The organism is Bailinhaonella thermotolerans, assembly GCF_003594875.1.
In the GTDB taxonomy this organism is placed as follows: domain Bacteria; phylum Actinomycetota; class Actinomycetes; order Streptosporangiales; family Streptosporangiaceae; genus Bailinhaonella; species Bailinhaonella thermotolerans.
Window position 1 is genome coordinate 92172 of the sequence record NZ_QZEY01000023.1, and the last position, 19967, is coordinate 112138.

Genomic DNA, 19967 nt, shown 5'->3' on the forward strand with positions numbered 1-19967 from the left:
CGGTGCCGCCTAACCCGCGAGCAGGCGCTCCAGCAGGCCCGTGGACGTCACGACGCCCAGCAGGCGGCCGTCCTCGACGACCGCGACGAGGGGGCTTCGGGTCCGCGCCATCAGCGCGGCGATCTCCAGGGCGGTGTCGTCGGCGTCGGCGAGCGGCAGCGGGAGCTTCTCGGCCGGCAGCAGGTCGGCGACCCGCCTGCCCTCCAGGTTGGCGCGCAGCCGGTCGGCGTGCGACTCGTCGATCACGCGGGCGAGCGCCGGGTCGTCCTGGACGTACCTGGGGATGAGGAAGCGGAGCACCTGGGACCCCGGCAGGATCGTGAGCGGCCGGTTCTCGTCGTCAACCACGATCAGGCCGGGCAGGTGGAGCTCGGCCAGCCGCCTTGTGACGTCCAGGGCGTCGTCGTCCAGCCGGACGGCGGGGAATCCGGCCTCACCGGCCATCAGGTCTCGTGCGCGCACTCCTGGACGCTAACGCAGACGCCCGCCCGCCGGGAGGGCTCCCGCCCGGGGCGGTGGCGGAAGCCCCCGTGACCCCGCTCAGACCTTGGCCGGACGGCGGGACCGCGCCTTCCTCGCCGGCGCCTTGGCCTTGGGCCCGGCCTGCGCGGTGTTCACGCGCGGGTCGGGCTCGGTGCGCGAGGGCTCGCGGGCCGGTTCCGGCCTGACCAGCGGCTCGGTGAGCGGCTCCGCGAGCGGGTCCAGCTCGTCCGGCTCCGCCTCCAGCGGCGGGGCGGTCGCGTGGTGGATCGCGGCGGCCACCCGCCCGCCCCGGACCCGCTGCCTCCGGGTGGCGGTACGGCGGCCCGCCACGCGCTCCTCCGGCGTACCCTCCGGGAGGTCGCGGGCGGCCTCGTCCTCGGGCGGGAGCATGCGGAGCAGGCCGTCGCGGCCGTCGTGCTCGTCGGCGTCGGGGTCGTCGAACCAGCGGCCGCCGTGGCCGAGGTAGCGGAAGCGGACGCGGTCCCGGGCGGGCACCTTCAGGGTCACCCGCCGGGTGCCGTCGGCGCCGAGCTTCATGGGGTGGGCGTACGGATCCCAGTCGTTGAAGTCGCCCACGACGGACACCGGACTCCCGCTCTGATGCGCCGGCAGGATGAAGGTGAGCCGAACCATCCCGTTCTTGTCGGGACCGCTGCGATCGATCATCGTATCCCCCATTTTTTGTCGGTGCCGCCCCATGCGGCCCTCTCCAGGAGGACGCGCCCTAAATGTCCGAAGGTTGCGTTCATGACGGGGACCGGGCGGAGAAATTACCGGAGATCTGGGAAGGGCGGATCGGCCGGGCCGGCGGCGGAGGCGGCGTGACGGCCGGGCCGTGGCGGGGTGACCGGCCGGGATCACAAGCGGCGACCGGTCACCCCTGTACACAAGTGGCACGGGGACACCACGCCGAAGACGCTATTCCCGGTCCGGCGCTCCCCCGGCGTACTTGAAGCTCAATAAACCCCGATGCGGTGATAGCGGGTCCGTGAATCTACCTCCGCGCTACCTCCCGGCCGGGCAAAGCGGATCGGCGGCTCGGTCAAAAGTCGGTCTCCTGCGCAGAAAAGCGGATTGACGACCGGTTTCACGGACAACTTCGCGGATCACTCACTATGCCGTAACTGCATTTCCGGACACGCTGCGCCCGCCGGCGGCGGCCCGGATCGCGATTCTGCACGGAGGTGCGGCGTGGATTCATCGGAGCGACCAGGCCGGGGATTGCCGATCAAGATCGGCATCGGCGCGGCGGGACTGCTGGCCCTGGCCGGCGGTGTGTTCCTCATACGGGAGATGGCGGGCCCCCAGCTGTCGCTGACCGGTGTGAAGGACGGGGCGGTGCTCAACGCCGCCGCCCTGAAGAACCTGACGGTGTCCGTGGGCTCCGGCTCGGAGGCCAAGCAGCTCAAGGCCATGCTGAACGGCCGCCAGATCGATCTGACGCGTTCCGGCAGCGGCTTCACCCTCAAGCTCGGGGAGCTGGCCGAGGGCGCGCACGAGCTGGTCGTGACCGCGCCCGGGCGGCTGCCGCTGACCGGCGGCACCCTGTCGCAGCGGTTCCGGGTGGACGCGACGCCGCCCAGGCTCCAGGTGCCCAGGACGGCCGAGGCCAGGAAGCTGAACGGCCCCTTCACCTTCACCGGCCGCGCCCCGGACGCCGCCCGGCTCACGGTGGACGGCCGGCGCGTCCCCCTGCGCAAGGGCGGCGCGTTCTCCATCTCGTACCAGCGCCCGCCGGACGCCGTGCGGCTGGTCGCGACGGACGAGGCGGGCAACCGCACCGAGCAGAGCGTCGGCGTCGTGGTCAAGCACCCGCCGATGCGCGCGGTCCACGTCACCGGCATGGCGTGGGCGTCGCCCCCGCTGCGCGACGCCGTGCTGAAGATGGCGCGCGAGGGCCGCATCAACGCGATCCAGCTCGACATCAAGGACGAGAGCGGCGAGGTCTCCTACGACTCCAGGGTCCCGCTCGCGCGGCAGATCAAGGCCACGCGGACCTACTACGACGCCCGTAAGACGATCGACCTGCTGCACGGGATGAACCTGCAGGTGGTCGGGCGCATCGTGGCGTTCCGCGACCCGATCCTGGGCAAGGCGTCCTGGAAGGCCGGCAAGCGGGACAGGCTGGTGCGCGACGCCAAGGGCGGCGCGTACGACGGCGGCCACTACGGCAACCTGTCGTTCACCAACCTGGGCGACCGCGAGGTGCGGCAGTACAACATCGACCTCGCGGAAGAGGCGGCCAGGCTCGGCTTCGACGACATCCTGTACGACTACGTCCGCCGCCCCGACGGCAAGCTCTCCTCGATGCGCTTCCCCGGGCTGAAGGGCACGCCCGAGGACGGCATCGCGACGTTCCTCGCCGACACCCGCCGCGTCGTCCGCCCGCACGGGGCGTTCCTGGGCGCGTCGGTGTACGGCATCGCCGCCACGCGGCCGCTGGAGATCGCGCAGGACATGAAGAAGATCGGGCCGTACGTGGACTACGTCGCCCCGATGGTCTACCCGTCCCACTGGGGCGCGGGGGAGTTCGGGCTGTCCAACCCGAACAACGCGCCGTTCAAGGTCGTGAACATGTCGATCCGCGACTTCCACAAGAGCCTGCGGGGCACGAACGCCCAGGTCATCCCGTGGCTCCAGGACTTCTCCCTGGGCAAGACGTACGGCGTCCGCGAGGTCCGCGCCCAGATCGACGGCGCGAAGCAGGCCGGGTCCCCCTCGTTCCTGCTGTGGAGCCCCAGCGTCACGTACCACGCCGCCGCCCTCGACCGCCAGTGAACCGGAAGGACCTCTCGATGAAGAGCCGTATCGCCGCAGCGGCGGGCCTGGCCGCGGCCGTCGCCCTCACCGGGGCCTGCGGGTCCGGGGCCCCCAAGGAGGCCGAGCGCGCCGCCGCGCGGGCCCCCGCCCCGGCGCCGCCGCCCAAGGCCGACCCGGCCAAGGTCAAGGCCAACGAGCTGGGCCTCGTGCCCGTCCTGATGTACCACCAGATCATCGACAAGCCCACGACCGTCTACGACCGCACGCCGGCGGACTTCCGGGCCGAGCTGGAGCGGCTGGCCCGCGAGGGCTACGTCCCGGTCACCGCCGGGGAGTACGCCACCGGCCGCATCGACATCCCGGCCGGCAAGCACCCGGTGGTCCTGACCTTCGACGACTCGACGACCAGCCAGTTCGCGCTGCGCGCCGACGGGCAGGTGGAGCCGAAGACCGCCGTGGGCATCCTCATGGACGTGGCCCGGCGCAATCCCGGGTTCCGCCCGAAGGCCACCATGTTCGTCAACGGCAACCCGTTCAACCTGGGCGCGCGCGGCCTCCAGTGGCTGCACAAGAACGGCTTCGAGGTCGGCAACCACACCCTCACCCACGCGAACCTCGCCACCGCGAGCGCCGCCGGGGTGCAGAAGGAGATCGCCGCCAACCAGAAGCAGATCCAGGACGCGCTGCCCGGGACCCAGGTGACGACGCTCGCCCTGCCGTTCGGCATCAAGCCGCGGCCCGAGCGCCTCGCCCAGCAGGGGACCAGCGCCGCCGGCTCCTACTCCCACAAGGGCGTCTTCCTGGTCGGCTCCAACCCCGCGGTCTCCCCGCACTCCTCGTCCTACGACCCCGCGAACATCCCCCGCATCCGTTCGCAGGGCAAGAAGGGCCCGGAGGCGAACTTCGGGAGCTTCGTCTGGCTGACCCGCCTCTCGAAGACCCCGGAGAACCTCTACACGTCCGACGGGGACCCCAAGCGGATCTCCTATCCCAAGACGTCCACGGAGCAGCTCGCGGGGCCGTACCGGGGCCTGGGCAACGCCTACTGACGGGAAGGCGGCCGCAGGCGCGTACGCCCGGCAGAGAACACGGCGGATCAGCGCCGGGTATTCCATCCGAATACCCGGCGCTTTTCCGTGACCACCCCGATACGACAGGCCCGGAGATCCGCCGTCGCGCGCGAGTTCGGCGTCATCGAGTGGGTCATCGTGGCGGGCGGCCCGGGCTCCTATGTCCTCGGCGACCTGGCGGCCAGGTCGGCGAACTCCCCCGTCCTCGTGCCGATCGCCGTGGTCTGCCTGCCGGCGTACGTCGTCGCCGGGGTGGTCCTGATCATCCGCCTGGCCGGGCTGAGGTCCCGCCCCTATCTCGAACCCCCGCCCGCCTTCACCCCCGGCCCCTGACCCGCGGCCGGGGACCTTCCGCGCGCCGCTCTCGTGGGGCCGGTCGCGCGGGCGGTCAGGGGAGGTGCCAGGGGATGGTGACCGGGGTCGCGGGGGCGCCGCCGTACAGGAGGCGTTCCAGCAGGGAGTGCAGGCCCAGGGGGTAGACGAGCTCGCCGGTGGCGCTCAGGTCGGGGATGGACCACCAGCGGAACGACTCGATCAGGCCGGCCTCCAGGTCCTCCATGGCGGAGACGTCCACCTCCAGTTCCGGCACGCGGAGGAGGAAGAAGGAGTCGGTGGCGCGGTAGACGCGGCCGTCCCCGCTCGTCCACAGGCCGGAGGAGACGGCGACCACCTCGCCCAGGGCGGCGGGGTCCACGACGTGCCCGGTCTCCTCGCGGAGTTCGCGCGCGGCGGCCTCGCGGAGGTCCTCGCCGGGCCGTACGCCGCCGCCGGGGGTGAACCAGGCGTGGCCCCGGCCGTCGGGGGCCAGGCCGCGGCCCTGGTACAGCAGCACCCGGTCACGGCCGTCCACCAGCAGGATCCGCGCGGACGGCCGGTCGGTCACCTCTCCCATGAGCGCGACCCTACGCGGAACGGCGGCGCGCGGAGCGCGGTGGACGACGAGGCCGCGAGAGATGACGAGGGCCGCGAGGGATGACGAGGGCCGCGAGGAGCGTGAGGGATGCGAGAGACGTGAGGAACGTGAGGGGCGCGGGAGGCGCGAGGAACGTGAGGGCCCGGGGGGCCGCCCCCGCGGTGGGATGGGTGTGGACGGAGGCGGCCTGTCCGGGTGGAGGGGTCGGCCGAGCGCGTGCGGAAGGGCGGGCTCCGCGACCGGGAGGCCGCGGAGCCCCGAGAGAGACGGAGGTCCTCGTACGGCCTTCGCGGCGGCCGGACGGACCCGCGGCCCGGGCGTGGTCCCCGGACCGGCGCCGAGCGATGGCGTCACCCGGCTGCGTGCGGCGCGACGGGCGGAGCCACCGCGTCGGCCGCGTTCACGGTGACTGGGAGTTACCCACAACCACCCTCAGTGAAACGCGTCGCCCTTCCCCGGCCCGCCGCTCATTCGGGAGGCGGCGGGAGGGTGCCCGAGGTCGCCCGGGCCAGGGCGGCGTAGACATGGGAGCGCGGGCCGCGGCCGAGGATCACGCGCTGCCCCGCGACGGGCCGGGCGGGCAGGCCGAAGCCGTACGGCGGCGCGCCCGCGGGCAGGCCGAGCAGCGGGGTGCCGCGCTCGCGCGCCAGGGCCAGGTTGTGCCGGAGCAGCAGCGGCGGGATCTCCAGGTGGTGGCGGAACTCCGGGTCCGCGCCGTAGAGGTAGCTGCCCACGAAGTCGCGGCCGAGGAGCGTGAAGTCGAGGGCGACCACGCGCCCGCCGAGGCGGAACTCGGTGAGCGCGGCGTCGCCGTCACTGACCATGACGCGGGCGGCCGTGGTCATGTGGCGCAGGAAGTCCCCCGAGGTGTGCTTCGGGTTGCGCGCGCCCCCCTTCCACAGGGCGTGGAGCCGCACCAGCTCGCCCATCGCGGCCTCGGCCCGGCCGGGCGAGACGGCCTCGGCGGTCACCCGGGGACTGGCCGGCGCGACGGGCGCGAGGTTCTCCAGCCGGGCGTACATGCCGGAGGTCAGGCGCCAGCGCGGCCCCTCCCACCCGGCGAACACGTTGCGAGCGACCGACTCCGCGCGCACGCCGCACAGGTCCAGCACGCTCCAGCCGCGCTCCCCGGCGAGCCCGCGCACGAGCGCCGCCGTGGCCTCCCCGGCGTACGCGTCGTCCACCAGCATGTCGTTCAGGTCCGACAGCCCGCCGCCGATCGGTCCGAGCACTCCGCGCCGCCGCACCATCAGCGGCGCGGCCCCGACCAGCCGGTCCCGGCGCCAGACGAGGACGAGCCGCATCCGCCCCGGCCTGCCGTACTCCCGCCACCAGGTGCGCAGCCAGGCGTGCGACTGGAACGGCGTGGCGGTCGAGCACCGGTCGTACAGCCCGTACCAGTCGTCCGCGATCAGGTCGAGCGCCCGGTCCTCGCGCCAGATCTCGATCGTCCAGCTCCCGGCGGCGCCCCGGCCGCCGTACCCGGCTCCCGTGCGGCGGGCCGTCGCCGGGCCCCGCCGTACGGGCGGCGCGTCCGGCCGGTCGGCGGTGTCCCCTTCCCTGGCGGCGGGCACGACGGGCTCCGGCCCGCGCGCCCGCTCGCCCTGCCCGAAGCACTGCGTCTGCTTCGCGTCCCACAGCAGCCCGGCGGAGACTCCGTCACCACCGGAAGGGCCGTTCACCGGCGGGTGCCCGGCCTCCGCCACGCCCCCGCCGCCGTCGTGGTCTCCGGCGAACCCCGGCGGACCTCCCCGCCCGTCGCCCGGCGCCGCGACGAGGAGACCCGGCGCGCCCTCCGGCGGGCCCCCGTCGCCCGGGGCCACCTGACCGGCGGCCACGCTCGTCTCCCCCTCGTACGGCGGGGCCGCCGCTTCCGGCGGGGCGTACACGAGGAGGTCCGGCGCCGCTCCCTCGGCCGGCGCGAGGGCTTCGGGGGCCGGGATCACCACCTGGCCGGCGGCCGCGTGCGGCTCCCCCTCGTACGGCGGGGCCTCCGCCTGGGCGTACGCGATGGGGGCCGGGGCGGGGTTCTCGGCCGCCGGGAGGGCTTCGGCGGCCTGGATCACCACCTGGCCGGAGGGGACGGCGGGCTCCTCCGGACCCTCGTGGCCGGGCGGCGGAGCGGCGGGAGTGATCCTGGGCTGGCGGGAGCCGAGGGTGCGCAGGAGACGGCTCAGGGCGCTCGCCGGTGGCGGCGCCTCGTGGGGTGGGGATGGGCGGGTCATGGCGCGGCTCCCTGCGGCGTCGGTGTGGTGGGCAGGGGCGCGGGTTCCTCGGCGGGGCGGCGGCGAGGGGACCGCGCCGGGGTGCGGCCCAGGCCGGCGAGCATGGCGAGGACGCCCGCGAGGAGACCGGCGGCGGCCCCCGCGGCGATGTCGAGCGGCGGGATCGGCGTGGCCGGGGCGGCGGGCGGGGACGCGGCCCCGAAGGAGGCGAGGCGCACCCGCGTGTCCGGCGTGCGGTAGTTGGCGTATCCGATGAGGGCGCCGGCGACCGAGTTCGCCAGGTGCGCGGCCTGGGCGGGGCGTTCGGCGCTGAGGGTGATGCGCAGCAGCGGCGCGTCCGGGGACACCGTGGACTGGACGCGCCCGGCGAGTTCCGCCGCGCCCACCCGGGCGGTCTCGCTCACGCGCTGGAGGACCTCGGGCTCGGCCACGATGCGGCTGTAGGCCTGCGCGAAGCTCAGCGCCTGGGCCGGCGCCTCCCCGCTGCCCGGGACCACGACCACGTACGCGGTCGCGGTGTACGAAGGCGGCTTGACCAGCGCGTATCCCCCGCCGATGACCGCTCCCACGAGCATGGCCGCGAGCGGGAGCCACCACCGGCGGGCCAGGGCGGTGAGCGTGTTCATGTCAGGACCTCGTTCATGTCGGCTTCCTCCGGATCGGGCGTTGGTTCGGGCCGGACCGCGAGCAGTGCCGCGGACGGACGTCGGCTGGGCTTCGGGCGGAGCGATCGGCGTGGGACGGGACCACGAGCCGGCCTTCGGGCAGGTCATCGCGGATCTCGGTGGATCTCGCCGTGTCCCCGTGGATCCCGGCGGATCTCGCCGCGTCCCCGTGGATCCCGGCGGATCTCGCCGCGTCCCCGTGGATCCCGGCGGATCTCGCCGCGTCCCCGTGGATCCCGGCGGGTGTTCGGCCTACGGCGGCTCCGGCGATCCGAGCGGCCCGAGCGGCCCGAGCGGCCCGGATAAGTCCGGCTGGTACGACGGGAGCGGCCCGCGCGTGAGCACGTGGGCGTACAGCGAGGTCAGCGCGCCCACGTGCCGCCGGATGTCGTAGTGTGCGACGGCGGGCGGCGGCGGCAGCCGTACCGGATCGGACTGGGCCAGGGCGCACAGCTCGGCGCGGAAGGACGTGTGCCCGGGGGCGACGCGGCGGGCTCCGGGCGCGGCCCCGGGGGGCAGTTCGTCGAGCGACGGGCACGCGGCGTGCAGCACGGGCAGCCCGGCGGCCAGGCCCTCCAGCACGGCGAGGCCGAACGTCTCCTCCTCCGCGGGGGCCGCGAGCACGTCCATCGCCGCCAGGTGGGCGGGCACGTCGGGGACCTCGCCGGTGATCACGACGCGGTCGGCGACGCCGTTGTACCTGGCCAGCGCCTCCAGGATGGGCCGCGCGGGGCCCTCCCCGACCAGGAGCAGCCACGCGGAGGGCAGCCCGCCGAGGGCCGAGAGCAGCACGTCGAACCGCTTGCTCCGCACCAGCCGCCCCAGCCCGCCGATCACGAACGCGTCGGCCGGGATGCCGTAGGCCGCCCTGCGGGCCCGGCGCGCCTCGGGGTCGAAGGCGAAGGCGGCGGCGTCGATGCCGTTGGGGACGACGTGGACCCGCCGCACGCCCCACTCGGCCAGGCGGTCCGCGACGGCCCGGGACACCGCGACGGTGAGGTGGCCGACGCGTTCGGACGCGCGGTAGAGGGCGCGGATCGAGGCGTTCTTGGGCCGGCCCTCGATGTGGGAGGTGCAGAGGGAGTGCTCGGTGGCGACGATCGCGGGCACCCCGGCGAGGCGCGCGGCGAAGCGCCCGTAGACGCAGGCGCGGTACAGGTGCGTGTGCACGACGTCGTACCGGCCCTCGCGCATCAGCGTCACGAGCCGCCCGACCGCGCTGACGTCCCGGTTCCCGCGCATGCGGAGCGAGTGCACCGGAACGCCCAGGGCGGCGACCCCCGCCTCGCGGCCGGTGTCGGTCAGCGTCGCGACCTCGCAGGGCATGTCGGTGTGCCGGAGGAGCGCGGCGAGCTGGCGTTCGGCGCCGCCCGCCGCGAGGCTCGTGATCACGTGCAGCACCTTCACGGGGCGTCACCCGCCTCCCGGCCGCGGGCCCCGCAGCACCGCCCCGGCCGTGCGGAGCAGGATCTTCACGTCGCCCCACAGCGACCAGGTGTCGGCGTAGTGGTTGTCGAAGCGCGCCCGGTCCCCGATCGAGGAGTCGCCGCGCAGCCCGTGCACCTGGGCCCACCCGGTGATCCCCACGGGCACGCGGTGCCGGGATCGGTAGTGCGGGAAGGCGCGGGCGAACCGGTCCACGAAGTACGGCCGCTCCGGCCGCGGCCCCACCACGCTCATGTCGCCGCGCAGCACGTTCCAGAGCTGCGGGAGGTCGTCCAGCGAGGTCCGCCGCAGGAACCGCGCGACCCGTCCCACGCGCTCGTCGCCCGCGACGCTCCACCGGGTCGCCGACTCGTGCTCGTCCGCCGGGGTGAACGTGCGGAACTTCAGCAGCTCGAAGCACGTCCCCCGGGCCCCCACCCGGACCTGCCGGAACAGCACGCCCCGGCCCCCGTCCCGGCGTACGGCGAGCGCGCACGCCGCGAGCACCGGCAACGCGACCACCAGCCCGAGCGCCGCCACGGCCACGTCCGCGACCCGCTTGACCGGCCAGGACGGGCGCTCGCGCGGGTCGCGGCGCATGCGCGCGACCGGGAAGCCCAGGATGTGGTCCTCCACCCGGAGCAGCGCGGCCGCCGGGCCGCCCGGCTCGGGCACGAACAGCACGTCGCAGCCCAGCCGCTGCCCGGCCCTGGCCGCCGCCATCGCCCGGGCCCCGGGCGCGCCCGCCGCCCCCGCGACCGGCACGATCATCGTCCGCACCTCGTGGGCGGACACCACCTCGGCCGCCGCGTCGAGCCCGCCGAGCACGCGCTCGTCCTCCGGCCCGGCCCGAGGCGCCTCCCGGTCGGCCACGAACCCGACGGGCCGCAGGCCGTACTCCGGGTGCGCGGCCAGTCCCCGGGCGATCCGCCGCCCGGCGGGAGAGGTCCCGACGACGAGGGCGCGCCCGGACTCCTCGCGCCGCCGCCCGGCCCGCAGCACCGCGTAGCCCGCCGTACGGCCCCCGCAGGCGAGCACGAGGAACGCGAGCCCGGCGGCCGGCAGCGCCGGCGCGGGCGTGGACGGCGCGCCCGCGAGCACGCCCAGGAAGAGCGCGGCGAGCCCGCATCCGGCGAGCCCGGGCAGGTCGTCGAGCGCGGACGGGCTGAACCCGGGCCGGTACTGGCCTCGCGCGGCGCACAGGAGCAGCAGGACGGGCACGGCCGCGGCGGCCACGCCGTACCCGCCGAGCGCGCCGGCGGCGACGGCCACGGCCACGGCGTCCGACCCGGCGAGCAGGTGCGGCACGGCGCGCAGCAGTACGGCGGGGCGGGGTTCGTCCCGCGGCACGCCGGCCGGGCCGGCGCGGACGGCGGGATTCACCGTCGCGCCGGCGACCGCCGCGCTGATCGAGCGTTGCCCGCGTGAGTGAAACATCCCGCCCTTTGCACGTCCGAGACTCCAGCCGTCGGGGGGATCTGCCAAAAACCGATTCCGGCCCGTTCCCATCCGGCCCGGAGCCTTCGGGTAAGGTGCCGAAAACATGTGGCGGGCGCGGCCGGAAGCGGTGACTCCGCAGGTCGCAGACCCTGCCGTCGGCGGCCATAATCGGTCGCGCAGACGTGTTCGATGCTATACAGGCGGACCGAAAAGCCAACTCCCCGCCTGCCTGTGCGGGCTGTTTTTTGGCAGGCTTGCGCGTTACCCGCCGATACTTCGCGCTCCCGCCCGGAGTGCGTCCCGCGCGCTTACCCCGGGATTTCCCTCGTTTTAATGGCCGCGCCCCGGCGGGAAATCGTCCGGGCCCAACAAAAGGACATCCGCCCCAATTCTTGGAATCAGGGCGGATGCCGGATTATGTGGAGTCAGATCGCCGGTCAGCGACCGGCGGGGCGGCGGCTAGCGCGCGGGAGGCGCCAGCGGGCCCTGCACGTTGTGCTGGCCGTTGCCGGACTTGCCCGGGCGGGCGTGCGCGGCGGCCGGGAGGCCCTTGCCCACCGACTGCGGGGCGTAGGCGCCGGTCGCGGAGGGGCCGGTCTTGGGCATGGCGGGCACGAACTGGTTGTCGGCCGGAAGGTAGTCCATCTCACCGGGGCCCTCGCTCAGCAGCGGCAGGCCCGCGGGGATCACCTCGTCCAGGACCGGGGTGCCCTTGGAGACCTTCGGCATCGCCTTGTGGCCGGCCGCGCCGTTCAGGGCCTGGCCGAGCTGGCCCACGACGGGCAGGCCGCCGGTCGGGACCGGCGAGGCCTGGCGCAGGGCCGGCGCCTGCGGGGTGATCTGTCGCAGCGGGAGCTGCGGCACGAGCGAGCCGGTCAGGTCGCCGATCTGGTCCTCGGCGCCGCCCGCGCCGGGAAGCAGCCCGGTGTCACCCACTCCGGGGAAGGGGTTGGCGGCCAGGCGGTGCGCGCCGGGGCGCCCGCCGCCGAGCAGGCCGGTGACGCCACTGGTCGCGGCGGTCGCGGCGGAGGCGGTCTCCGGCGCCGCGGCCTCGTCGTTCTGCGGGGTCGCGCCCTGGAGCGCGTTGCCCGTCAGGCTCGACGCGGCGTGCTCGGCGTCGGCGACCTGGGTGGTGAGGCCGGAGGCGACGTTCTGCGCGTCGACCGGGGCGCCGGGCGCGCCCGGCAGGAACGGCAGCCGCGGCAGGACGCCCTCAAGTCCGGCGCTCCGCGCGGCGTCGGCCACCGGGAGCTGCCGGGTGACGCCGCCGACGAGCTGGGTCACCTTGCCGACACCCGCGTCGCCCGGGACGGGCAGCGCCGGGAGGACGGCCTTCCGGTAGTGCAGCCGGGCCGGGCCCGCGGGCTTGAAGCCGCTCTTCACCTGGCCCGCGCCCGGCAGCCCACCGCTCAGGCCGCCGGTCGCGCCGAGCACCTCGGGCAGGAGCGGGATACCGCCACCGCCACCGCCACCGCCGGCCATGCGGCGGGCGATGTCACCCGCGCCGGCCGGGAGCAGCTCGGCCTGGCCCTGGAGGTGGACCATGTCGGTGACCTTGGACAGCGCCTTCCCCGGCTCGACGACGCGGGTCAGGTCCTCGGTCAGCGGCGGGAGCGCGGCCGGCCGCGCGGGAGCCGCCGCCCTGGCCATGCGCATCCCCGGCGGCACGGCCGAGGGCTTCGGGAGCCCCTTGGGCAGCGAGGCCAGCCGGGTGAACAGCGCCGCCGGGTTGAGCAGGCCGCCCAGGCCCCCCGGGCCTCCGGCGACCGGCAGCGGGACGGGCAGGAACGACGGGGCGCCCGCGGCCATGGACCGCATCTGCGCCGGCCCCGGCCGGAGCTTGGAGAGCGTGGCGAGCTGGTACGCCACCCGGGTCGGGTCGACGACCTTGGCCACGTCGCCGACGACGGGCAGTCGCCACGGCCCGAACGGGAAGGCGTCCGTGCGCTTCAGGTCCGGCATGCCGTTCGGCCCCATCTTCGGGCCGGGCGTGGGACGGCGGTACGGGGTCGCCGTCACGCCGCCGCCGGGGTTGAGCACCTTCGCGCCGCCCACGCAGTACGCCCGGGACATGCCCACCAGCGCGGTCGCGTTGCCGCAGACGTTGAGCGGGTTGCTGACGGCCTCCTTGTACTGGTTGCCGCCGCCGAGGGAGTTCTCGCCCGAGGTGGTCATGCCGCCTCCGAAGGCACGGCCCACCCCGTTGAGAACCGTCGCGCCGCCCTTGCAGGAGGCCTCGGCGTCGCCCACGACCGCCGTGGCGTTCCCGCAGATGTTCTTGGGGTTGCTGACGGGGGCGAACTTCTGGTTGCCGCCCTTCTCGCTGTGCTCGCCGCTGGTGTACATCCCGACGCTGCCGCCGTTGTGGACGGTGGAGCCGCCGGGGCAGAACGCCTCGGACTTGCCGACGACGGCGGTGGCGTTGCCGCAGACGTTGAGGGGCTTGCTGATGGGCGCGAAGATCTGGTTCCCGCCGCCCCTGGAGTGCTTGCCCGAGGTCATCATGCCGCCGCCGGCGCCGTTGTTCATGACGGTCGCGCCACCGGTGGAGGAGGCCTCGGACATGCCGAGCACGCCGAGTGAGTTGCCGCTGACCTCGACCGGGGCCGAGACGGGCGCGTTCACCTGGTTGCCGCCGGCGTAGCTCCACTCACCGGTGGTGGTGTCGGCACCGGCCGGCCCGGGGAAGGCCGCGACCAGGCCGCCGGCTATGAACACGGCCGCGGTTGAGGTCATCGCTTGGTTTCGCACTGGGTCTCTCCGTTGGTTGCGCGAGTGGTGGTCGGATGTGAGGTCTGGTTCGCTCGGGTCCGCTGAACCGCTGGTCTCTCGCTGGTTCTGGCTGATCTGGCTGATCTGGCTGATCTGCTGATCTGCTGATCTGCTGATCTGGCTGGTTCTGGCTGGTTCTGGCTGGTTCTGGGTGGCCGGACTGGTCTGGAGTTTGTGTCTCGCCCCGCCTGAGCCGCGGCGGCGGGGCGAGTGCGAGGCCGCTCGTCCCTTCGGCGGGTCCTCGCTGGGGTTCCGGTACGGCGTGGCCGGTCCGCGCGGTGCCGTGGGAGCCCGGCGCGGGTTACCGGTCTGTCCGCCCGGCGCCCCTCACCGCGCCGATCCGTACGGACCTCATCGGGAGGCCGTGCCGGTTCGGCGTGGAGGAAGGCGGCGGGTGTGACTTTCGGCCGGTGGATCCGGGGCCGCTCGCGGGCGCGTGCCGTACGGCACGGGCCGGGTGGCGGCGGGACGCGGAGGCGGGGGAGTCCGGGGCGCGGAGGGGCGGAGACCTGGACGGGTCATCCGCTCGCGCGGCCGGTGCCGCCTCGCGGGGAAGCGCCTAGTCGGGGCGCAGGGTGGGGTCGCCGGTGGCGGCCTGGAAGATCGGAGCGTCGGCGCTCCGGCGGGCGACGGCGGCCAGGCCGTCCGCGCCCATGGCGAACCTGGTCGCCTCGGTGGAGATGACACCGCCCAGCGGCGCTCCCGCGGGACCGCCGGCGGCGGACGGCGCGGGGGCGGAGGCCGGGGCGGCCGGAGCCGGGGCCGCGGGCAGCGGGGCGCCGGGAAGCGGAGCCTCACGCAGCGGGCGGCGGGCGCCGTCGTCCCCGGCGCGGGCCGGGGCCTTCCTGCCGGCGCCGGCGGCGGCGACCGGGTGCTTCGCGAATGCCTCCGGGCTCACGGAGCCCACGTCCATGATCGTGGGGTCGAAGCCCTGGATGGCGGGCGTGGAGACGCCCAGGGAGCGCAGCAGCTTGTCGACCTCGGCGTCCCTGGCCCGGCGGGCCTGGCTCTCCTGGACGTCCAGGTCCCGGAGCGAGACCGGGGTGGTGAGCAGCCGCCTGATCGTGCCCGGCCACAGCGCGTCGCCGTCGTCCCGCCGCGCGGACTCGCCGCCGGTGGCGGACGCGGTCCGGGCGGCCGGGGCGAGCAGGCCGCGCAGGCCGCCCATCTGGTCCCGCACGCTGTCGTCCACCCGGGCGACGCCCCGCCCGACGCGCTGGACGTCGTGCTGGACGTCGCGCTGGAGCCGGTCGCGCTGGATCTGGACGCTCCCGTTGTGGGAGAACCCCGGGCCGAGGTCCTGGTTCGTGACGCCGCCGAGGCAGTCCAGCAGGCAGCGGACCGCCGCGTCGTCCACGTTCAGCGGCACGGCGGATTCGCCGGTGCCGTCGGCCTCGGCGTGCGAGGCGCCGGCCAGGAGCCAGGCGACCGCGGCGAAGCCGGCCACGGCGATCAGGCGGCCCAGCGCGCGCGGCGACAGGGCGACGGCGGGGCGGTGTCCACCCATTGTTCGCCTCCCTGTCGTTCCGCGGACGCGGCTGCCGCCCGTCCTGGCCGCTGAATACGGAAAGTAACGCTAGCAGCGCGTACGGCGAGCACAAGCGGAAACGGGGCGGTGGTAATTCAGGAATCGGTCAAGGCGCATTACCGATCGCATACTCGCGTGCGCGGCGCCCATATAAGGGGGCACGGAAAGGGGGCCGGCGCCTTCGCGCCGGCCCCCCGAGACGATGCCGAGAGAGCCCGGTATCAGTCGTCCTCGTTGAGCGTCTGGACCGAGCCGTTGACGCAGTCGCTGCCGTTGTCGTAGGCGTTCGCGATCGGCACGAGCTCGGCGATGACGTCGACGTCGAGGTTGCAGAGCTGGACCGGGATGAGCTGGAAGTTGTCCTGCTCGTCCCTGTCGTCGCTCTGGTACTTCTTCACGGTGGTGGTGTTGGTGCCCTTGGCCACCGTCACCGGGCCGCTCGGAAGGAAGCCGGGGCCGTGGCCCGAGCTGTACGTGTTGGTGTTGGGGCCGACGGGCCACGGCGATGCCATGGCGGGGACGGCCAGGCCGACGCCGCCGAGGGCGACGGCGGAAGCAGTCGCGATAGCGATCTTCTTGAGCATTTGGAAACCCCCCGATCGAGTCTCGGATATGACATTCCAGCCCGGCCGCGGCACGGGCCGTGTCGTGCGAATTAAGTAGATCGCCGCAAATCGAGGTTCGCAAGTAACCCACGGCAAAACCTCTTTTAGGGCGTCTAGCCGTTCCCATGCCAGAAGGAGGTGAATAGGACCTCTCCGGACGGGCACGAGCGAATCAGCCACGACGCGTCGCGCCCAGGGGAACGGAAGGAGGGCCGGCGGCCAGGCCACCGGCCCTCCCGCGCGATCAGTCGTCCTTCGTGATCGACTGGACGGAGCCGTTGACGCAGTCGCTTCCGTTGTCGTACGCGTTCGCGATCGGAATCAGCTCGGCGATGACATCGATGTCGATGTTGCAGAGCTGGATCGGAACAATCTGGAAGTTATCCTGTTCGTCGCGCGAGTCGCTGGAGTAGCTGTTGTGGCGGACGTCGTTGTCCCAGGTCGTGTAGGTGTTACCGACAGGACGCGGCCACGGGTGGGCCTGGGCGGCCGTCGAAAGGCCGACGCCTCCCACTACGGCGGCGGCAGCCGCCGCGATGGCGATTTTCTTGAGCATTACAACCCCCGATCGAATCTCTCGGATCTGACTTCCAGCCCGGCCGCGGCACGGGCCGTCGTCACGTGTCAGTAGATCGCTGCAATTGAAGGTCCGCAAGCGACGCGCGGTAAAGCCTGTCTAAGCGGCGTCCACTGAAGTAGCATGCCCGGGGTTCACGTCCGGCGGATCGGCCGGGGTGGCGCCGCGAGCAATCGATCTAATTCCCGGGGTCATGATCGGCGAAGCCCAACAGTCTTTTTGTTAATCACAAGATTTCGCAAAGAGAAGTACCGAAAACCGGGAAATCACGACCGATGTCCGGTTAGTCGAACCGGGGCGCGGAAGCGCTGTCCAGCGGGCGGCGCCGGCCCGGCACGGCGGGCGTGTCGCCTCAGTCGAACCGGGGCGCGGAAGCGCTGTCCAGCGGGCGGCGCCGGCCCGGCACGGCGGGCGTGCCGTCTCAGTCGAACCGGGGCGCGGGAGCGCTCTCGGGCGGGCGGCGCCGGCGCGGCACGGCGGGCGTGTCGTCGGGCCGGAGCTCTCCCGGCAGATGGCGGACCGGCATCGGCGGCAGATGCGAAGAGCGCGCCGCGAGGGCGCGCTCCAGGGCCGGTTCGAGTCCGAAGACCTCGGTGAGCTCCATCATCCGGCAAACCCGCAGCAGGCGCGGCGACAGTCCCGTGACTCTCAACATCCCCGCGTCCCCGGCCAGCCGCCACCGGATCGCCAGGAGGACCTGCCAGCCGGCGCCGTCGCACCCGGCCAGACCGCGGGCGTCCACGACCAGCTCGCGGCAGCCCTGCTCGACGAGTTCGGTGAGAAGGCGGCCCAGCAGCCCGGCGTTCCCCATGTGGAGCTCCCCGCTGATCGCGACGACGATGTGACCCCCGTCGCGCCCGACGGCCATGTCCAGGGTCGTGTCCGACTCCATCGCCCGGGCTCCTCCTGTCTGCTATTGGCGGGCCGCTCCTGCCGCCGACAGGAATGACCATCGGCACGGCATTCGTACCCGAGATACGGTTATGTCACCGTGAGTGAGATAAAATGTGCTCTTCGTATACCTTCGCAAGGGCCTCCGCTGCCGCAGGTTCTCCCTAATACGTCCCCTGACCTGCGACTTGACACTTAGAGTAGTGACAAAGACACAGGCGGTACCACCGGCAAGGAGACGACCTCGTGCACGATCACGCCAAGGCCGCCTTGGCGGCGGCGATCGCCGAGCGTCTCCGCAAGCACGGTGCCCTGCGCCAGAGCTACAGCGACGCCGAGAGCCGGGACCTGCTGCGCAGCGCCGGCCGCCTGGCCGGCCGCCTCCTCGGCGTGTCGGTACGCACCCAGGACGTCGGCGACCAGGTCCACATCTACCTCACCGACCCGTTCCGCCTCCCCCGGCCGGACTGACACCCCCGGCCGACACTCCCCCCGGCCCGGCCGGCGCCTCCTGGTCCGGGCCGACGCCCTCCCCGGGCGACCGGCGCCCTCCCCGCTCAGGGGGCGGGGCAGCGGCGGAGGAGCTGGATGGACCGGGCCGGGACGCGCACGCGGTCGCCGGACTTGACCGGGCGCTCCTCCGACGGCGGGCGCGGCACCGCCGTGTCCAGCTCCTTGACCCAGCTCTCGCCGTACGCCTCGGGCGGGAGCGTGAAGCGCACGTCCTCGTCGTGGGCGTTGAGCAGCATCAGGAACGAGTCGTCGCGGATGCGCCCGCCGCGCGGGTCCGGCTCGGTGATCGCGTCGCCGTTGAGGAAGACCGCCAGGGAGCGCGCGGAGTCGACGGCCCAGTCACGGGGGCCCATCTCCTCGCCAGAGCGCGTGAACCAAGCGATGTCCGGCAGGTCCGAGCCGCCGACGGGACGGCCGCGGAAGAACCTGCGGCGCCGGAAGACCGGGTGCCCGCGGCGCAGCCGGGCGAGCCGTTCGACGTATTCCAGCAGGGCCTCGTTCTCCCCTGCCGTGTCCCAGTCCACCCAGGCCAGCTCCGTGTCCTGGCAGTAGGCGTTGTTGTTGCCGCGCTGCGTGCGGCCCAGCTCGTCGCCGTGGCTCAGCATGGGCACGCCCTGGGACAGGAAGAGCGTGGTGAGGAGGTTGCGCCGCTGGCGGTTTCGCAGCGCGCTCACCGACGGGTCGTCCGCCGGGCCCTCCACGCCGCAGTTCCAGGACCGGTTGTCGTCCGACCCGTCCCGGTTGTCCTCCCCGTTGGCCTCGTTGTGCTTGCGGTCGTACGACACGAGGTCGGCGAGGGTGAACCCGTCGTGGCAGGTCACGAAGTTGATCGAGGCGACCGGGCGGCGGCCGTCGTCCTGGTAGAGGTCGCTGGAGCCGGTCAGCCGGGAGGCGAACTCCGGCAGCGTCTCCTGCCGCCCGCGCCAGAAGTCGCGCACGGCGTCGCGGTAGCGGCCGTTCCACTCGGTCCACAGCGGCGGGAAGTTGCCCACCTGGTAACCCCCGTCGCCCACGTCCCAGGGCTCGGCGATGAGCTTGACCTGCGACACGACCGGGTCCTGCTGCACGAGGTCGAAGAACGCGGCCAGCTTGTCCACGTCGTGCAGCTCCCGCGCGAGGGCCGCCGCCAGGTCGAAGCGGAACCCGTCCACGTGCATCTCCGACACCCAGTACCGCAGCGAGTCCATGATGAGCTGGAGGACGTGCGGATCGCGCACGAGCATGCTGTTGCCCGTGCCGGTGGTGTCGATGTAGTTCCCCCTGCCGTCGAGCCGGTAGTACGACGCGTTGTCGATGCCCCGGAAGCACAGCGTCGGGCCGCCCTCGCCGCCCTCGGCCGTGTGGTTGTAGACGACGTCGAGGATGACCTCGATCCCGGCCTCGTGCAGCGCCTTGACCATGCCCTTGAACTCGGTGACCTGCTCACCCCGGTCCCCGGCCGAGGCGTACTCGTTGTGCGGGGCGAAGAAGCCGATCGTGTTGTAGCCCCAGTAGTTGCGCAGGCCCCGCCGTACCAGCCGCTCGTCGTGCGCGAACTGGTGCACGGGCATCAGCTCGATCGCGGTCACGCCGATGCGCGTCAGGTGCTCGATCACCGCCGGGTGCGCGATGGCCGAGTACGTCCCGCGCATCTCCGCCGGGACGCCGGGGTGCCGCAGGGTCAGCCCGCGCACGTGCGCCTCGTAGATCACCGAGTCCTGGTACGCGATGCGCGGCGGCCGGTCGGCCCCCCAGTCGAAGTACGGGCTGACCACGACCGACCGCATCCCGTGGTCGGGCTCGTCCCAGTCGATCGAGCCCTCGATCGCCTTGGCGTACGGGTCCAGCAGGAGCCGGCCCGGGTCGCATCGGTGCCCCGCCGCCGGGTCGTGCGGGCCGTGGACGCGGTAGCCGTACCGCTGGCCGGGGCCCACGCGTGGCAGGTGCGCGTGCCACACGAACGCGTCCACCTCGCGCAGCTCGACCCGGGTCTCCGCGCCGTCCTCGGCGAAGAGGCAGAGCTCGACGCGTTCGGCGACCTTCGAGAAGAGTGCGAAGTTGGTCCCGGAACCGTCGTAGTTGGCCCCGAGCGGATAGGGATGGCCGGGCCAGACCTCCATG

Annotated in this window: 17 protein-coding genes; 4 read left to right on the forward strand and 13 right to left on the reverse strand. The window is 73.7% G+C overall.

Annotated elements, in window-relative coordinates; translation table 11 throughout:
* Positions 1-9: 9 nt before the first annotated feature.
* Together D5H75_RS36405 and D5H75_RS42335 are read right to left on the reverse strand one after the other, a co-directional pair.
* A complete protein-coding gene (locus D5H75_RS36405) occupies positions 10-462 on the reverse strand; it encodes a CBS domain-containing protein (RefSeq protein ID WP_202638853.1) in 453 nt (150 codons plus the stop codon).
* Between the two features lie 78 nt (positions 463-540).
* Entirely contained in the window at positions 541-1149 is a 609-nt protein-coding gene (locus D5H75_RS42335; protein ID WP_202638854.1) for an isoamylase early set domain-containing protein, read from the reverse strand.
* A gap of 525 nt (positions 1150-1674) precedes the next feature.
* On the opposite strand from D5H75_RS42335, the gene D5H75_RS36415 reads away from it, so the two are divergent.
* From D5H75_RS36415 to D5H75_RS36425, 3 genes are all read left to right on the forward strand, one after another.
* A complete protein-coding gene (locus tag D5H75_RS36415; protein WP_242454725.1) occupies positions 1675-3261 on the forward strand; it encodes a putative glycoside hydrolase in 1587 nt (528 codons plus the stop codon).
* Positions 3262-3278: 17 nt separating this feature from the next.
* Positions 3279-4292, forward strand: a complete 1014-nt coding sequence (locus tag D5H75_RS36420) for a polysaccharide deacetylase family protein (protein WP_119931210.1) — start codon at positions 3279-3281, stop codon at positions 4290-4292.
* A gap of 87 nt (positions 4293-4379) precedes the next feature.
* Positions 4380-4646 carry a hypothetical protein gene (locus D5H75_RS36425; RefSeq protein ID WP_119931154.1) on the forward strand — a complete coding sequence of 89 codons (267 nt, stop codon included), beginning with the start codon at positions 4380-4382 and terminating at the stop codon, positions 4644-4646.
* A gap of 55 nt (positions 4647-4701) precedes the next feature.
* Here the strand turns inward: D5H75_RS36425 and D5H75_RS36430 are convergent, their stop codons facing one another.
* The 10 genes from D5H75_RS36430 to D5H75_RS36475 all read right to left on the reverse strand — a co-directional run bounded on the left by D5H75_RS36430 (position 4702) and on the right by D5H75_RS36475 (position 17355).
* The gene (locus D5H75_RS36430) at positions 4702-5205 is read right to left on the reverse strand and encodes an NUDIX hydrolase (protein ID WP_119931155.1); all 504 of its coding nucleotides are present in this window, start codon (positions 5203-5205) and stop codon (positions 4702-4704) included.
* Between the two features lie 488 nt (positions 5206-5693).
* On the reverse strand, positions 5694-7451 hold the full coding sequence (locus D5H75_RS36435) for a GNAT family N-acetyltransferase (RefSeq protein WP_119931156.1): 1758 nt from the start codon (positions 7449-7451) through the stop codon (positions 5694-5696).
* On the reverse strand, positions 7448-8077 hold the full coding sequence (locus tag D5H75_RS36440) for a Wzz/FepE/Etk N-terminal domain-containing protein (protein ID WP_202638855.1): 630 nt from the start codon (positions 8075-8077) through the stop codon (positions 7448-7450). Before D5H75_RS36440 ends, D5H75_RS36435 begins: the two co-directional genes overlap by 4 nt.
* A gap of 291 nt (positions 8078-8368) precedes the next feature.
* Positions 8369-9523, reverse strand: coding sequence for a glycosyltransferase (locus D5H75_RS36445; protein WP_119931158.1), 1155 nt, complete (start codon positions 9521-9523; stop codon positions 8369-8371).
* 6 nt (positions 9524-9529) lie between these two features.
* Positions 9530-10978 (reverse strand): sugar transferase, encoded by a 1449-nt coding sequence (locus D5H75_RS36450; RefSeq protein ID WP_202638856.1) that lies wholly within the window; start codon positions 10976-10978, stop codon positions 9530-9532.
* Between the two features lie 462 nt (positions 10979-11440).
* Positions 11441-13717, reverse strand: a complete 2277-nt coding sequence (locus D5H75_RS36455; RefSeq protein ID WP_119931160.1) for a chaplin family protein — start codon at positions 13715-13717, stop codon at positions 11441-11443.
* Positions 13718-14312: 595 nt separating this feature from the next.
* Positions 14313-15260, reverse strand: coding sequence for a hypothetical protein (locus D5H75_RS36460; RefSeq protein ID WP_119931161.1), 948 nt, complete (start codon positions 15258-15260; stop codon positions 14313-14315).
* Positions 15261-15502: 242 nt separating this feature from the next.
* Entirely contained in the window at positions 15503-15865 is a 363-nt protein-coding gene (locus D5H75_RS36465; protein ID WP_119931162.1) for a hypothetical protein, read from the reverse strand.
* Between the two features lie 265 nt (positions 15866-16130).
* A complete protein-coding gene (locus D5H75_RS36470) occupies positions 16131-16442 on the reverse strand; it encodes a hypothetical protein (RefSeq protein ID WP_119931163.1) in 312 nt (103 codons plus the stop codon).
* 442 nt (positions 16443-16884) lie between these two features.
* Entirely contained in the window at positions 16885-17355 is a 471-nt protein-coding gene (locus D5H75_RS36475) for an STAS domain-containing protein (RefSeq protein ID WP_119931164.1), read from the reverse strand.
* A 245-nt stretch (positions 17356-17600) separates the two neighbouring features.
* On the opposite strand from D5H75_RS36475, the gene D5H75_RS36480 reads away from it, so the two are divergent.
* Complete coding sequence (locus tag D5H75_RS36480; protein ID WP_119931165.1) at positions 17601-17825, forward strand: hypothetical protein; 225 nt, start codon at positions 17601-17603, stop codon at positions 17823-17825.
* A gap of 86 nt (positions 17826-17911) precedes the next feature.
* Here D5H75_RS36480 and glgX read toward each other — a convergent pair whose 3' ends face one another.
* The gene (glgX, locus tag D5H75_RS36485; protein ID WP_119931166.1) at positions 17912-19966 is read right to left on the reverse strand and encodes a glycogen debranching protein GlgX; all 2055 of its coding nucleotides are present in this window, start codon (positions 19964-19966) and stop codon (positions 17912-17914) included.
* Between the last annotated feature and the right edge of the window lies 1 nt (position 19967).

Bases quoted from the DNA above. Each gene is read 5' to 3' on its own strand.
- D5H75_RS42335 (WP_202638854.1), bottom strand. From the start codon at position 1,149: ATGATCGATCGCAGCGGTCCCGACAAGAACGGGATGGTTCGGCTCACC.
- D5H75_RS36420 (WP_119931210.1), top strand. From the start codon at position 3,279: ATGAAGAGCCGTATCGCCGCAGCGGCGGGCCTGGCCGCGGCCGTCGCC.
- D5H75_RS36430 (WP_119931155.1), bottom strand. From the start codon at position 5,205: ATGGGAGAGGTGACCGACCGGCCGTCCGCGCGGATCCTGCTGGTGGAC.
- D5H75_RS36435 (WP_119931156.1), bottom strand. From the start codon at position 7,451: ATGACCCGCCCATCCCCACCCCACGAGGCGCCGCCACCGGCGAGCGCC.
- D5H75_RS36440 (WP_202638855.1), bottom strand. From the start codon at position 8,077: ATGAACACGCTCACCGCCCTGGCCCGCCGGTGGTGGCTCCCGCTCGCG.
- D5H75_RS36450 (WP_202638856.1), bottom strand. From the start codon at position 10,978: ATGTTTCACTCACGCGGGCAACGCTCGATCAGCGCGGCGGTCGCCGGC.
- D5H75_RS36455 (WP_119931160.1), bottom strand. From the start codon at position 13,717: ATGACCTCAACCGCGGCCGTGTTCATAGCCGGCGGCCTGGTCGCGGCC.
- D5H75_RS36460 (WP_119931161.1), bottom strand. From the start codon at position 15,260: ATGGGTGGACACCGCCCCGCCGTCGCCCTGTCGCCGCGCGCGCTGGGC.
- D5H75_RS36465 (WP_119931162.1), bottom strand. From the start codon at position 15,865: ATGCTCAAGAAGATCGCTATCGCGACTGCTTCCGCCGTCGCCCTCGGC.
- D5H75_RS36470 (WP_119931163.1), bottom strand. From the start codon at position 16,442: ATGCTCAAGAAAATCGCCATCGCGGCGGCTGCCGCCGCCGTAGTGGGA.
- D5H75_RS36475 (WP_119931164.1), bottom strand. From the start codon at position 17,355: ATGGAGTCGGACACGACCCTGGACATGGCCGTCGGGCGCGACGGGGGT.
- glgX (WP_119931166.1), bottom strand. From the start codon at position 19,966: ATGGAGGTCTGGCCCGGCCATCCCTATCCGCTCGGGGCCAACTACGAC.